The organism is Bacillus sp. 5mfcol3.1 (assembly GCF_900114335.1).
Lineage (GTDB): Bacteria > Bacillota > Bacilli > Bacillales > Bacillaceae_G > Bacillus_A > Bacillus_A thuringiensis_S.
In genome coordinates, this window is record NZ_FOST01000002.1 from 459,184 (window position 1) to 473,945 (window position 14,762).

A 14,762-nucleotide genomic window follows, 5' to 3' on the forward strand; every position below is an offset into this window, starting at 1 on the left:
TACTGCTCATTAAAGTGAAAATATCGGAAAGGAGAGGAAAGATGGGAAATCAACATGCAATGGATTTGTTTGAGGAAGAGAAAAAATTTATAAAAGCGCAAGTTCTTCATACCATTTTCCACAACGAAGAAAACCTCTATTCCGTTGTCAGTATGAAAGTCATTGAAACGAATGAAACGTATGACGAAAAGAAAGTAATGATAAACGGTCATTTTCCCCGCATGCATGAAGATGAAGTGTTTACATTGACAGGTCACTTTAAGGACCATCCAAAGTATGGAAAACAATATATGGTTGAAACATTTAAAAAAGAATTGCCGCAAACAAAAGCAGGTATGGTGCAATATTTAGCGAGTGATTTATTTAAAGGGATAGGAAAGCGTACAGCGGAAAAAATTGTGGATCATCTCGGGGAACATGCTATTTCTAAAATTATGGATGACCCTGAGGCGTTAAATGGTGTTGTTAACAAACAAAAGGCTCAGGAAATATATGAGACAATTGTTGAACATCAAGGATTAGAGAAAGTAATGAGCTTTTTAAATGGTTACGGTTTTGGAACGAAACTTTCTATTAAGATTTACCAGCAATATAAAGAGATGACATTAGAAGTGATTCGTAATAATCCGTATCAACTTATTGAAGAAGTGGACGGGATTGGTTTTGGACGAGCGGATGATATAGGGCGTGCGTTAGGGATATCGGGTAATCACGACGACCGTGTACGAGCGGGATGTTTTTACACATTAGAGAATGTCTCATTGCAACTTGGTCACGTTTATATGAGGAAAGATCAACTTGTAAGAGAAACGATGTCACTTTTAAACAATCAAGAAGGAAGAGTGACTGAAGAAGATATTATAGGTTGTATTGAAACGATGCAAAGTGAAGGGAAAGTCATCATAGAAGAAGAACGAGTGTATTTAGCAACTTTATTCTACTCTGAAAAAGGTGTTGTAAAGTCTATTCGTCGATTGATGAATCAAGAGGAAACACCTTCATTTCCTGAAGCAGAAGTGTTAAAAACATTAGGTGAAATTGAAGAACAGTTGAATGTACAATATGCACCATTTCAGCAAGAAGCGATTCAAACGGCACTTCATAAACCGATGATGTTATTAACAGGTGGACCAGGAACAGGAAAAACAACCGTTATTAAAGGGATTGTTGAAATGTATGCGTCACTTCACGGATTATCGTTAAATCCGAATGAATACAGTGATGATAATCCATTTCCAATACTATTAACAGCTCCAACAGGAAGAGCAGCGAAGCGGATGAGTGAATCGACAGGACTTCCAGCTTGCACAATTCACCGTTTGCTTGGCTGGACGCCAGAAGGATCTTTCCAGCGTAATGAAACGGATCCTGTCCAAGGTAAGCTCCTTATTATCGATGAATTTTCAATGGTTGATATTTGGCTCGCAAATCAGCTATTTAAGTCGCTACCAACGAATATTCAAGTTATCGTTGTAGGTGATGAAGATCAGTTGCCATCTGTAGGACCTGGACAAGTATTAAAAGATTTATTAAATGCAGGTGCAGTTCCGACAGTGAAGCTTACTGAAATTTATCGTCAAGCAGAAGGCTCATCTGTTATTCAACTTGCCCATGCGATCAAAGACGGCACACTCCCGCCAGATTTAGCGCAAAATAAAAAAGATCGTTCGTTTATCAGCTGTACAGGGGCTCAAATTGTTGAGGTTGTGAAAAAAGTTTGCGAAAACGCTAAAACAAAAGGCTTTAGTGCAAGGGATGTTCAAGTATTAGCACCGATGTACCGCGGGCCTGCTGGTATTAATGTATTAAACGAAGCGCTGCAACAAGTATTTAACCCGAAAAGGGAAAAGAGTAAAGAAATCCAGTACGGTGATGTTGTATACCGAAGAGGCGATAAAGTACTGCAACTCGTTAATCAGCCGGAGAGCCAAGTGTTTAATGGGGATATCGGAGAAATTGTTTCGGTGTTTTATGCGAAAGAAAACGTTGAGCAACAAGATATGATTATCGTTTCATTTGATGGAATTGAGGTAACGTATACAAAGCCGGATTTAAATCAAATTACACATGCATATTGTTGTTCGATTCATAAATCACAAGGTAGTGAATTTCCGATTGTTATTATGCCGATTGTGAAAAGTTACAACCGTATGTTACGCCGTAATTTAATTTACACGGGCATTACAAGAAGTAAGAAGTTCCTTATTATTTGCGGGGAGGAAGTAGCTTTCCAATCTGGTGTAAATCGCCTTGATGATGCAATGCGTCAAACAACTTTAGCTAGTCGCTTGCAGGAATCACAAGGAGAAGTACAGATGGTCACAGTTAATGGCGAGGAAATGGACGTGGAAAACATTTCACCGTATGATTTCATGTAACAAGGTGAAATTATATAGTGAAACTTTCAAACGCATAGCGTTGAAAGGCTCCAGCAATGTATAAATGAATGCGGTTTGGACATAATGGCGAATAGAATCTGGGAGACTGTAAGGAGATGAAAGCCATATGTTCATTTGTCCAAATTGCAAAGGGAAAGACATTGGGAAAATAGGTGTCAACCAATTTTATTGCTGGAATTGTTATATCGAATTATCGGTTTCAAAGGGGAAAATCCATACGCATCAAGTTGAGGAAGATGGTTCATTAAGCTCTCTTGATGATTTATTTGATGAGAATGAAAGAACGATCGGATAACGAAAAGGGGGATTTACTTTGAATCTACGCAATTCATTAATCGCATTAGGTGTTGGAGCTGCAGCATATCAATATGCTCGTAAGCAAGATGTATTTTCAAAACGCAATATGAAAAAAGCACGTAAGATGATTAAGTCTTACTTATAATCATTTCGATAAAGTGAAAACTCCCTTATAGACAAGGGAGTTTTTTTATGCACTCATATGCAAATAAAAAAGTCCAATTTCTGAGAAAAGATAAGATAGACCGTAACAGCCGACGCCAAGTATTCCATACTGCCATAATTGCTTCGCTTTTTCTTTACGTGAGGAACGAATAAAGAACCCCTTCCAAATACCAAAGCCGATACAAATCCATTCAAGAATCATAAAAAGTGCTGATAATCCAAGCATAAACAAAACCATAATTAGCCCTCCTGATTACATTATTTCATGCTGTATTCTCAGGGGTGGTTGTCCTTGTTATGTTATTTATATGTACGTCTTTAAAAAACAGTATGGTCCGTATGAAAAGATTTTAAAAGTTTCACACATAACCTAACCCATTTATTTTCAAAATAAAGGTGGAGGAGGTTTTTCATGTGAAGAATCTTAAAATCATTTGGATATATCGTTTAGGATTATTGTTACTTGTTTTTCTTTGTTTGCTCGTCTTTTTAAAAATTAAGCCACTATGGGCACCGATTATTTTTGTATTTAAAGTAGCAATTACGCCGTTTCTTATCGCCTGTTTTATTGCGTATTTATTGCACCCTTTAATTGAAAAAATTCATAAGGAAGGGATGCCCCGTACACTTGCCATTTTGCTCATTTATATCCTTTTCTTCGGCGGAATTGGTTATGGGATTTATAAAGGAACACCAGTCGTTATTAAACAGTTACAAGAGATTAATGAACAATTTCCGCAGTTTACAAAGATGTACGATTCGTGGATGGATGGCGTTACAGAACAAACAGCGAATTTCCCTTCGTTCATTCATGAAAAGGTGAAACAACTTTTTGTGGGTGTGGAAACGAAGATTCAAGCGCTTTTAAATAAAGTGATGAGTACAGCTCGTGGTGTACTCGATTCATTGCTCATTATTTTCTTAATACCGTTCATTGTATTTTACATATTAAAAGATTATGGTGAGTTTTATCATATCTTTTGGAAACTAGTCCCAAGTAAATGGCGAGGTACGGGGCAAATGCTTGCGAAAGAAATTGATAAGTCACTTGGAAGTTATATTCGAGGACAGTTATTTGTTTGTTTAGTATTAGGGGGAGTATCAGCTCTTTCTTTTTGGTTTATCGGTATGAAATATCCATTATTGCTTGGCATTATTATTGGGGTAACGGATATAATCCCGTACTTTGGTCCTATTTTAGGAGCGATCCCGACGTTAATGATTGCAGCAACAGTATCAACGAGTTTACTTATTAAGGCGGGGATTACGATTGCTATTTTGCAATTTGTGGAAAGTAACATTTTATCGCCTTACATTGTTGGTAAGTCACTTCGTATGCATCCTGTTATTATTATGCTTGCATTACTTGTTGGAGGGGAAGTAGCTGGTATTGTAGGATTACTAATATCGGTTCCGATTTTAGCAGTTATTCGTACTGTCATTGTTCATGTGAGACCTCTCTTGAAAAAAGAAAATGTGTAAGTATAGAAGCCCTCTATGTAAGAAATAGAGGGCTAATCATATATTTATTTAGAAAGCTGCTCGTGTATCTTTTGAACGAGGGAGCTCACATCATTTGTTTGAATATGTTTTATTTTTTTCCATTCGTTATCATACATAAATACAATTTGATTGTTGAAAAGACGCTTTTGTTCTTTTAGATTAGAAATTTTTGCGAAAGAGTACTCTTCAAATATTGGATTCTTACTTACATCTGGCCCGTAAAAGAATAGCCTTTTGTTCGTTAAAATTAGCAATCCTGGCCTTGCGACGGAACGATAAATAAATATGTCTAATGAACATGCTGCGTAAAATAATATCGTTTCGTCAGTCGCTAATATGTTTTTAGCTTTGTTAAGTAAGGTTGTCATTGTGATCGCTCCTTTATTTTATTAACAATAATTTAATTATAGCAAAAAAAGTAATATTTAGAAATTTTTATAAATAATTATTGTAAGGAGATTCCAATTTATTAATAAACGCATAATATATGAAAAGGCTGTTAAGAATGAATAGTAGAATACCTATGATTAATAAGCGATTAATACAATATAAATGATTATCTACATTGACAAACTTAAGAGAATTCTATTATATTTAGTCATATAATACATTAAATCAATGACGGAACAAGTACGTTACAGTCCATTTATAGAGAGAAGCTTCCATATGGCTGAAAGAAGCTTTAAATGAAGGGTAACAGAAAGCTAATCCTGAGAGCAGCTAATCACTGCCGTCTTGCCACGTTACGGCACCATGAGGTGATGAATTGATTGTTATTGTAATCAATTCATAATTAGGGTGGTATCGCGAGTTAACTCTCGTCCCTTTTATAGGGACGGGAGTTTTTTATATTTAAGGAGGAAAATACAATGAAACAACTAACAGGCGCACAAATTCGTCAAATGTTTTTAGACTTTTTCCAAGAAAAAGGACATGCAGTAGAACCTAGTGCATCACTAGTTCCACATGAAGATCCATCTCTTCTATGGATTAATAGTGGTGTAGCAACATTAAAAAAATATTTTGATGGACGTGTAATCCCACAAAATCCACGTATTACAAATGCTCAAAAATCAATTCGTACAAACGATATTGAAAACGTAGGGAAAACAGCTCGTCACCATACATTCTTTGAAATGTTAGGAAACTTCTCAATTGGTGATTACTTCAAAGAAGAAGCAATTACATGGGCTTGGGAATTCTTAACGAGCGACAAATGGATCGGATTCGATAAAGAATTACTATCAGTTACAATCCATCCAGAAGATGAAGAAGCATTCACAATTTGGAATGAGAAAATGGGCGTTCCTAAAGAGCGTATTATCCGCTTAGAAGAAAACTTCTGGGATATCGGTGAAGGACCAAGTGGACCGAATACAGAGATTTTCTATGACCGCGGAGAAGCTTACGGTAATGACTTTAGTGACCCAGAATTATATCCAGGCGGAGAAAACGAGCGTTACTTAGAAGTATGGAACCTTGTATTCTCTCAATTTAATCATAATCCAGATGGTTCATATACACCACTTCCTAAGAAAAACATTGATACAGGGATGGGTCTAGAACGTATGACATCTATCGTTCAAGATGTGCCTACGAACTTTGATACAGATCTATTCATGCCGATGATTGGTGCAACAGAATCAATTTCTGGTGAGAAATATCGTAATGGCGATTTAGAAAAAGATATGGCGTTTAAAGTAATTGCTGACCATATCCGTACAGTAACATTTGCTGTTGGTGACGGTGCTCTTCCTTCTAACGAAGGCCGTGGTTATGTATTACGTCGTTTATTACGCCGCGCTGTTCGTTATTCGAAGAAATTAAACATTAACCGTCCATTCATGTTTGAATTAGTACCGGTTGTTGGAGAAGTAATGAAAGACTTCTATCCAGAAGTACTTGAAAAGAAAGATTTCATTGCGAAAGTTGTGAAAAACGAAGAAGAGCGTTTCCATGAAACACTTCATGATGGTGAAGCAATTTTAGCTGAAGTTATTACAAAAGCAAAAGAAGAAAAAACAACTGTTATTTCTGGAGTAGATGCGTTCCGTCTATATGACACATACGGTTTCCCAATCGAATTAACAGAAGAATATGCAGAAGAAGCTGGTATGACAGTTGACCAAGAAGGCTTCGAAAATGAAATGGAAAAACAACGTGAGCGTGCACGTGCTGCTCGTCAAGACGTTGACTCAATGCAAGTTCAAGGCGGTGTACTTGGAGAAGTTAAAGTAGCGAGTGAGTTCGTTGGTTACGGTACAGTTGCAACAGAAAGTAACGTTGTTGCACTTGTGAAAAACGGCGAATACACAGATAGCTTACAAGCTGGTGAAGAAGGACAATTAATGCTTGATGTAACACCATTCTATGCTGAGAGCGGTGGACAAATTGCAGACCGTGGTTACCTTCTTGCTGATGGCGTGAAAGTTCTTGTAAAAGACGTGCAAAAAGCACCAAATGGTCAAAACTTACACAAAGTTGTTGTTGAAGAAGGTACATTAACGAAAGATGCGGCTGTGAAAGCTATTATCGATACGAAAAACCGTAGTAGCGTTGTGAAAAATCATACAGCAACTCACTTACTACACCAAGCATTAAAAGATGTACTTGGAACACACGTTAACCAAGCAGGTTCTCTTGTAACTTCTGAACGTTTACGCTTTGACTTCTCTCACTTCGGTCAAGTACAAGCTGACGAATTAGAAAAAATTGAGCGTATGGTAAACGAGAAAATTTGGGAAAGTATTGATGTTGAGATTTCTCAAAAAGCAATCGAAGAAGCGAAAGAAATGGGCGCAATGGCATTATTCGGTGAAAAATACGGTGATGTTGTACGCGTTGTACAAGTTGGCGATTACAGCTTAGAGCTTTGTGGTGGTTGTCACGTTGATAATACAGCTTCTATCGGTATTTTCAAAATCGTTGCTGAGTCTGGTATCGGTGCAGGAACTCGTCGTATTGAAGCAGTAACTGGTAAGTCTGCATACGAATTAATGAACGATCAAGTAGGTTTATTAAAAGAAGCAGCAGGAAAAATGAAAACAAATCCGAAAGATATTTTAACAAGAGTTGATGGTCTATTTGCCGAAGTAAAACAACTGCAAAAAGAAAACGAATCTCTTGCTGCGAAATTAAGCAATATCGAAGCTGGAAACTTAACTGATTCTGTAATGACAGTTGATGGTGTGAATGTATTAGCAGCGAAAGTAAATGTCGCAGATATGAACAACTTACGTACGATGATGGATGATCTAAAAAATAAATTAGAGTCGGCAGTTGTTGTATTAGTGTCTGTTAATGACGATAAAGTAAATATCCTAGCAGGTGTAACGAAAGACTTAATTAGCCAAGGTTACCATGCTGGTAAACTTGTGAAAGAAGTAGCTTCTCGTTGCGGCGGTGGCGGTGGTGGCCGTCCTGATATGGCACAAGCAGGCGGTAAAAACCCAGCTCAAGTCGAAGAAGCTTTAGCATTTGTACAAGAGTACGTTAAATCTGTTTCAAAATAAAGAGATAGTAGTGTACAATGGTAGGGAGAGGAGAAGTTCTTCTCCCTATACTTACTATATAAGTGAGGTGCTTGAAATGGACGGTTTTGATAAAACAATGAAGTTTAGCATTCAAGATGAAAAACAGAGTGTCCATGTAAATGATGTACTTTTAACTGTGTATGATGCACTTCAAGAAAAAGGCTATAATCCAATTAACCAAATCGTCGGTTATTTATTAAGTGGAGACCCAGCATACATACCTCGCCATAAAGATGCACGTAGCATCGTTCGCAAGCTTGAACGTGATGAGATTATTGAAGAGCTTGTGAAGTCTTACTTGAAACATCATCGTGAGGAGTAGTTTATGCGGATATTAGGTTTAGATGTAGGTACAAAAACAGTCGGAGTTGCAATTAGCGACGAAATGGGCTGGACAGCACAAGGATTAGAAACAATTAAGATTAACGAAGAACGAGGTCACTTTGGTTTTGATCGTATTTCTGAGTTAGTAAAGCAGTACAATGTGGATAAAATAGTAGTAGGTTTACCTAAAAATATGAATGGTACAATTGGCCCACGTGGTGAAGCGTGCCAACAATTTGCAGAAAACCTACGAGAGCTGTTACAATTAGACGTTGTAATGTGGGACGAGCGTTTGTCAACGATGGCAGCGGAACGTCTACTCATTTCAGCTGATGTAAGTCGTAAGAAGCGAAAACAAGTAATCGATAAGATGGCTGCAGTCGTAATCTTACAAGGATTTTTAGATAGTAAATAAGAGGTGACCAAAATGGAAGAAAATCAAATTACAATTGTAGACGAAAAAGGTAACGAACATTTATGTGAAATTATTTTCACTTTTGATGCTGAAAAATTTGGTAAAAAATCATATGTAGTCTTTTCTCCAATCGGTGAAGTAGACGAAGATGGAGACCCAATTTATGATGCAATGGCTTATGAGCAAAATGAAGAAGAGGGCGGAAGCTTACTTCCAATCGAATCTGAAGAAGAGTGGGAAATGGTACAAGAAATGTTCAACACTCTTGCTGATGAGCAAGAAGCTGAATAATAAGTACTGAAAAGATGGACGACATACAGTCCATCTTTTTTTGTATTTATATGTAAAATGAAAGATTTTTTGTCGAAACTGTGTAAGTCTTTGTAGTATAATGAGACGGATTGTAGAAAAATAAAGTGTCTATTAAAAAAAGATAAGTGAATTTGTTGCGTTTTTACATCGTGCTGTATAGAAAGGTGTACATACGGTCTACAATTAAGTAAGGAGGAAATGTTTTGATAGAGAATCAAGTGAAAAAGAAGCGTAGACGCATCCTTTTATTTTCGATTATTGCACTGCTTTTAGTTTGTGGTTCAGTCTATGCGTATATTTCATCCGCATTAGGACCAGTTGATAGCGGGAATAAAAAAGAGATTGAAGTAGAAATTCCGAAAGGATCATCTACAAGTAAAATTGGAGAAATTTTAGAAGAAAAAGGCGCTGTAAAAAACGGTACAGTTTTTAGTTTTTATACAAAGGCTAAATCGAAAAGTTTACAAGCAGGTACATATTTATTAAACCCTTCAATGAATGCTGAAGATGTGATCGAACAAATGTCATCTGGGAACGTGCATCGTCCAGCTCTTTATAAAGTGACGATTAAAGAAGGGGCGCAAGTAACTGAAATTGCAGAAACGATTGCGACAGAATTAAAGTGGAATAAAGATGATGTTACGCGTCAATTAAACGATAAAGCATTTATTCAAAAAATGCAGCAAAAGTATCCGAAGTTATTAACGGATAAAATCTTTGATAGTAATATTAAATACCCATTAGAAGGTTATTTATATCCTGCAACGTATTCGTTTTATAAGAAAGATACAACGTTAGAAGAAATTGTAATTCCGATGCTTGAGAAAACAAATGCAATCATTGTTCAAAATGAGGCGAAAATGAAAGCGAAGAACTGGGATGTTCATCAGCTTTTAACATTATCTTCACTTATTGAAGAAGAGGCAACTGGTTTTACAGATCGTCAAAAGATCGCTAGTGTCTTTTATAATCGTTTAGCAAAAGGTATGCCGCTTCAAACGGATCCAACGGTATTATATGCACTTGGAAAGCATAAACAACGTGTATTATACGAAGATTTAAAGGTCAACTCACCGTACAATACGTATGTTGTAAAAGGATTGCCGGTAGGGCCGATCGCAAACTCTGGTAAACATTCAGTGGAAGCTGCGTTAGAACCTGCGCAAACAGATTATTATTATTTCTTAGCTGCACCAAGTGGTGAAGTGTACTATGCGAAAACATTAGAAGAGCATAATGCATTAAAGCAAAAATACATTACGAAAAAACAGTGAAATGGGGAGGGATAGCGAAAAATGTCGCACATCCCTCTTTTTTGTGGTAAAATATATCGGGTTAAAAACTGGCAGAAGAATCGTTTTTAATATCAAAACGGGACGTACAAGCTAAGGGTAAAGCTGGCTTGTATTTTTATTGCATTCTATGTGTGAAAAGACGTCATAGAGGCACTTCTCCATGTAAATAAGGAGGACCATTATGGAGGATGCAGTTAACGAGTACCTATTATCATTTATTGATCCGAAAGATAAATTAATTCTTGAAATGGAAGACTATGCGAAAGAAAATCATGTGCCGATTATGGATCGACTTGGAATGGAATTTATGTTGCAATTTTTACGTTTAATTGGACCAAAAAGCATTTTAGAGCTTGGTACAGCAATTGGATATTCTAGTATTCGTATGATGCAAGCTATTCCAAATTCTCGCATTGTGACAGTTGAACGCAATCGTGAGCGATATGAAAAAGCACTTGAATATATAGAACGTTCCCCAGTAACAAATCGTATTTCAGTTATTTACGGTGATGCGTTAGAGACAGGTGAACAAGTAAAAGAACACGGGACATTTGACGTTATTTTTATTGATGCAGCAAAAGGACAGTATCGTCGCTTTTTTGACTTATATGAACCGTTATTAAATCCTGGTGGCGTAATTATTTCAGATAATGTTATGTACCATGGTCTTGTAACGACAAAAGAGAAGATTGAAAACAGACGTACACGTGGTTTAATCCGTCGTATTAAGACGTACAATGAGTGGCTTATGAACCATGAAGGATATGATACAACGATTTTCCCAATTGGTGATGGAGTAGCTGTTAGTAAAAAGAGAGGGTGACCAAGGTATGAAGAAACCTGAATTGTTAGTAACGCCAAGAGCGGTGGCGGATATCGAACTTCTTGCGAAAGCAGGAGCAGATGCGGTAATGATCGGTGAGCAAAAGTTTGGTTTACGTTTAGCAGGGGAGTTTTCACGTGAAGATGTAAAACAAACTGTGAAGATTGCGCATGAAAATGGTGTGAAAGTATACGTAGCAATGAACGCTATGTTCCACAACGATAAAGTAGAAGAATTAACAGATTACGTTTCATTTTTAAATGAAGTAAATGTAGATGCAATTGTTTTCGGAGATCCAGCAGTATTAATGGCTGTTCGCGAAGTAGCGCCAAATATGCAGTTGCACTGGAATACAGAAACGACAGCAACGAATTGGTTCACTTGTAATTACTGGGGCCAAAGAGGAGCGAAGCGTGCTGTATTAGCTCGTGAGCTGAGCTTAGATGAAATTGTTGATTTAAAAGAAAATGCTGAAGTGGAACTAGAAGTACAAATTCACGGTATGACTTGTATGTTCCAATCGAAGCGTTCATTAGTAGGAAACTACTTTGAGTATCAAGGACGTAATCTTGACGTTGAAAAGAAAAAATATGAAGAGAATATGTTCTTATATGACCCAGAGCGTAATAATAAATATCCAATCTATGAAGATGAAAATGGTACTCATATTATGAGTCCGAACGATATTTGTTTCATCGATGAATTAGAGGAACTAATCGAAGCTGAAGTTGACAGCTTAAAAATCGATGGTGTACTAAAAAGTTCTGAATACATTATTGAAGTAACGAAGAAATATCGTCAAGCGATTGATTTATGCGTAGAAGATCGTGATGCGTATTATGACGTGAAAGATGCTCTATATAAAGAAATAGAAGAAATGCAACCAGTAAATCGTCCGTTAGACACAGGATTCTTCTTTAAAGAAACGGTTTACTAAACGAGGAGGGTGTAGGAAATGACTGTACAAGAAATTTCACGAGTGATCGATGGCAAGCGCGTTATTGTGAAGAAACCTGAACTGTTAATCCCTGCGGGTAACTTAGAAAAATTAAAAGTAGCTATCCATTATGGGGCAGATGCTGTATATTTAGGTGGACAAGAATTTGGTCTTCGTTCGAATGCAGGTAACTTTACGCTGGAAGATATGGCAGAAGGCGTTGAATTTGCAAAGAAATATGGAGCGAAAATATATGTAACAACAAATATTTTCGCACATAATGAAAATATGGACGGGCTAGAGGAATATTTAAAAGGGATTGAAAAAGCTGGCGTAACGGGAATTATCGTTGCTGATCCGCTTATCATTGAGACGTGTAAACGTGTAGCGCCTTCTGTTGAGGTGCATTTAAGCACACAGCAATCACTATCCAACTGGAAAGCAGCACAGTATTGGAAAGAAGAAGGTTTACATCGTCTTGTATTAGCTCGTGAAGCAAGCTATGAAGAAATGAAAGAAATTAAAGACAAAGTGGATATTGAAATTGAAGCATTCGTCCATGGTGCAATGTGTATCGCATATTCAGGAAGATGTACACTAAGTAACCATATGACAGCGCGTGACTCTAATCGTGGCGGTTGTTGCCAATCTTGCCGCTGGGATTATGATTTAGTTCAAACAGTATCACAACATAAAGATGCAAAAGAGCTTCCTCTATTCCAAGAAGAAGATGCTCACTTTGCGATGAGTCCAAAAGATTTAAATTTAATTTTATCAATTCCGAAAATGATTGAAATTGGAATCGATAGTTTAAAGGTAGAAGGACGTATGAAATCAATCCATTACGTAGCGACTGTAGCAACTGTATATCGTAAAGTAATTGATGCTTATTGTGCGGATCCGGATAACTTTGAGTTTAAACAAGAATGGTTAGATGAGCTTGATAAATGTGCAAATCGTGATACAGCTCCTGCATTCTTTGAAGGGGTTCCAGGACATCAAGAGCAAATGTTTGGAAATCATAGTAAGAAAACAACGTATGATTTTGCTGGTTTAGTGTTAGATTATAATGAAGAAACGGGCATCGTAACGCTTGAGCAACGTAATCATTTCAAACCAGGACATGAAGTGGAGTTCTTTGGACCAGAAATAGAAAACTTTACGCAGACGGTGGAGAAAATTTGGGATGAGGATGGAAACGAATTAGATGCAGCGAGACATCCGTTGCAAATCGTGAAATTCAAAGTGGATCAACCAGTGTATGTGAATAATATGATGCGCAAAAGCATACTTCAATAAGAAAGAGTGGTAGTCGAATGGGGACGAATAAGCCTGTTGTAATTGGAATCGCTGGTGGTTCAGGATCAGGAAAAACAAGTGTAACGAAAGCGATTTTTGACCATTTTAAAGGTCATTCCATTTTAATCTTGGAGCAAGATTATTATTACAAAGATCAAAGCCATTTACCAATGGAAGAGCGTTTAAAAACAAATTATGATCATCCGCTTGCGTTTGATAATGATCTGTTAATTGAACATTTGCAGCAGTTGCTTGCATATGAGCAAATTGATAAGCCTGTATATGACTATACATTGCATACGCGTTCAGAAGAAATTATTCCAGTTGAGCCGAAAGATGTAATTATTTTAGAAGGAATTCTTATTTTAGAAGACCCACGTCTTTGTGAGTTGATGGACATTAAGTTATTCGTTGATACAGATGCTGACCTTCGTATTCTGCGCCGCATGCAGCGTGATATTAAAGAGCGCGGTCGTACGATGGATTCAGTTATTGATCAGTACGTAACTGTTGTACGTCCAATGCACAATCAATTTATTGAGCCTTCTAAGAAGTTTGCGGATATTATTATCCCTGAAGGTGGACAAAACCATGTTGCAATTGATATTATGGTGACAAAAATTGCAACAATTCTTGAACAAAAAGTAAATTTGTAATAGCATAGTAAAAGATATACGGTAGGAAGGGATTTTTTCCCTTCCCATCGAATACAATGAAACATGCAACCTCATCTATATATAGGTGAGGGCATATTTATATCAACTTTCCATACATATCTTCTTTATATAAAGAAGAATTGGAAATACGGGGTTGTATGTGACAACTCCGCTAGTGCAAGGGTACTAGAAACCTCCGCTAACAATGGAAGCGGAGGAGTTTTCATATGGAACTCCTCTTTTTTTCGGGGGATTGGTATATAAAAGGAGTGGAAAATATGTCAACAGAAAAAACATACCCTATGACGCAAGAGGGTAAGCAAAAACTAGAGAACGAACTTGAGCAATTAAAAACAGTAAGACGTAAAGAAGTAGTAGAACGTATTAAAATCGCACGTAGCTTCGGGGACCTTTCTGAGAACTCTGAGTACGATGCAGCGAAAGATGAGCAAGCATTCGTAGAAGGACGTATTACACAATTAGAAAATATGATTCGTAACGCAGTTATCATTAAAGATAATGGCGAAGTATCTACTGTTGTTACATTAGGTAAAACAGTAACATTTAAAGAATTACCAAATGGAGATGAAGAAGCGTACACAATCGTAGGTAGTGCGGAAGCTGATCCATTTGAAGGAAGAATTTCTAACGATTCTCCAATCGCAAAAAGCTTATTAGGTAAGCAAATTGGTGAGAAAGTAACAATCCAAACACCAGGCGGAGAAATGCAAGTAGAGATTGTCTCTGTAAAATAATAAAAAAATCACTCGTGTAAAAACGAGTGATTTTTTTATTTGTATAAAA

At 37.0% G+C, this 14,762-nt stretch carries 16 protein-coding genes and 1 other annotated feature; of the genes, 14 read left to right on the forward strand and 2 right to left on the reverse strand.

Annotated elements, in window-relative coordinates; translation table 11 throughout:
- Nucleotides 1-41: 41 nt before the first annotated feature.
- The 3 genes from BM089_RS11645 (at nucleotide 42) to BM089_RS11655 (ending at nucleotide 2,841) form a co-directional block, all read left to right on the forward strand.
- Complete coding sequence (locus BM089_RS11645) at nucleotides 42-2,378, forward strand: SF1B family DNA helicase RecD2 (protein ID WP_000528080.1); 2,337 nt, start codon at nucleotides 42-44, stop codon at nucleotides 2,376-2,378.
- 127 nt (nucleotides 2,379-2,505) lie between these two features.
- A complete protein-coding gene (locus BM089_RS11650; protein WP_000469281.1) occupies nucleotides 2,506-2,694 on the forward strand; it encodes a hypothetical protein in 189 nt (62 codons plus the stop codon).
- Nucleotides 2,695-2,712: 18 nt separating this feature from the next.
- Complete coding sequence (locus BM089_RS11655; RefSeq protein WP_001053553.1) at nucleotides 2,713-2,841, forward strand: YrzQ family protein; 129 nt, start codon at nucleotides 2,713-2,715, stop codon at nucleotides 2,839-2,841.
- Between the two features lie 45 nt (nucleotides 2,842-2,886).
- Here BM089_RS11655 and BM089_RS11660 read toward each other — a convergent pair whose 3' ends face one another.
- Nucleotides 2,887-3,099, reverse strand: coding sequence for a hypothetical protein (locus BM089_RS11660; RefSeq protein ID WP_000242539.1), 213 nt, complete (start codon nucleotides 3,097-3,099; stop codon nucleotides 2,887-2,889).
- A gap of 176 nt (nucleotides 3,100-3,275) precedes the next feature.
- Here BM089_RS11660 and BM089_RS11665 point away from each other — a divergent pair, with 176 nt between their 5' ends.
- On the forward strand, nucleotides 3,276-4,343 hold the full coding sequence (locus BM089_RS11665; RefSeq protein WP_000793129.1) for an AI-2E family transporter: 1,068 nt from the start codon (nucleotides 3,276-3,278) through the stop codon (nucleotides 4,341-4,343).
- A gap of 44 nt (nucleotides 4,344-4,387) precedes the next feature.
- Here BM089_RS11665 and BM089_RS11670 read toward each other — a convergent pair whose 3' ends face one another.
- Nucleotides 4,388-4,732 carry a PH domain-containing protein gene (locus tag BM089_RS11670; RefSeq protein ID WP_000209466.1) on the reverse strand — a complete coding sequence of 115 codons (345 nt, stop codon included), beginning with the start codon at nucleotides 4,730-4,732 and terminating at the stop codon, nucleotides 4,388-4,390.
- A gap of 241 nt (nucleotides 4,733-4,973) precedes the next feature.
- Nucleotides 4,974-5,193: a binding site (T-box leader), on the forward strand.
- Between the two features lie 40 nt (nucleotides 5,194-5,233).
- On the opposite strand from BM089_RS11670, the gene alaS reads away from it, so the two are divergent.
- The 10 genes from alaS (at nucleotide 5,234) to greA (ending at nucleotide 14,713) form a co-directional block, all read left to right on the forward strand.
- Nucleotides 5,234-7,876 (forward strand): alanine--tRNA ligase, encoded by a 2,643-nt coding sequence (gene alaS, locus BM089_RS11675; protein WP_090977019.1) that lies wholly within the window; start codon nucleotides 5,234-5,236, stop codon nucleotides 7,874-7,876.
- 76 nt (nucleotides 7,877-7,952) lie between these two features.
- On the forward strand, nucleotides 7,953-8,219 hold the full coding sequence (locus BM089_RS11680; protein ID WP_000348591.1) for an IreB family regulatory phosphoprotein: 267 nt from the start codon (nucleotides 7,953-7,955) through the stop codon (nucleotides 8,217-8,219).
- 3 nt (nucleotides 8,220-8,222) lie between these two features.
- Entirely contained in the window at nucleotides 8,223-8,636 is a 414-nt protein-coding gene (gene ruvX, locus BM089_RS11685) for a Holliday junction resolvase RuvX (protein ID WP_001221193.1), read from the forward strand.
- 12 nt (nucleotides 8,637-8,648) lie between these two features.
- Nucleotides 8,649-8,927: a DUF1292 domain-containing protein gene (locus tag BM089_RS11690; protein ID WP_000392245.1), complete on the forward strand. Its 279-nt coding sequence runs from the start codon at nucleotides 8,649-8,651 to the stop codon at nucleotides 8,925-8,927.
- 224 nt (nucleotides 8,928-9,151) lie between these two features.
- A complete protein-coding gene (gene mltG / locus BM089_RS11695) occupies nucleotides 9,152-10,222 on the forward strand; it encodes an endolytic transglycosylase MltG (RefSeq protein WP_090977021.1) in 1,071 nt (356 codons plus the stop codon).
- A 202-nt stretch (nucleotides 10,223-10,424) separates the two neighbouring features.
- Nucleotides 10,425-11,066, forward strand: coding sequence for an O-methyltransferase (locus BM089_RS11700; protein WP_090977023.1), 642 nt, complete (start codon nucleotides 10,425-10,427; stop codon nucleotides 11,064-11,066).
- A 7-nt stretch (nucleotides 11,067-11,073) separates the two neighbouring features.
- On the forward strand, nucleotides 11,074-12,003 hold the full coding sequence (locus tag BM089_RS11705; protein WP_000742795.1) for a peptidase U32 family protein: 930 nt from the start codon (nucleotides 11,074-11,076) through the stop codon (nucleotides 12,001-12,003).
- An 18-nt stretch (nucleotides 12,004-12,021) separates the two neighbouring features.
- Nucleotides 12,022-13,302: a peptidase U32 family protein gene (locus tag BM089_RS11710; protein WP_000217961.1), complete on the forward strand. Its 1,281-nt coding sequence runs from the start codon at nucleotides 12,022-12,024 to the stop codon at nucleotides 13,300-13,302.
- Nucleotides 13,303-13,319: 17 nt separating this feature from the next.
- Nucleotides 13,320-13,958, forward strand: a complete 639-nt coding sequence (udk, locus tag BM089_RS11715) for a uridine kinase (RefSeq protein WP_000537080.1) — start codon at nucleotides 13,320-13,322, stop codon at nucleotides 13,956-13,958.
- 278 nt (nucleotides 13,959-14,236) lie between these two features.
- Nucleotides 14,237-14,713 (forward strand): transcription elongation factor GreA, encoded by a 477-nt coding sequence (greA, locus tag BM089_RS11720; RefSeq protein ID WP_014894880.1) that lies wholly within the window; start codon nucleotides 14,237-14,239, stop codon nucleotides 14,711-14,713.
- Nucleotides 14,714-14,762 lie beyond the last annotated feature (49 nt).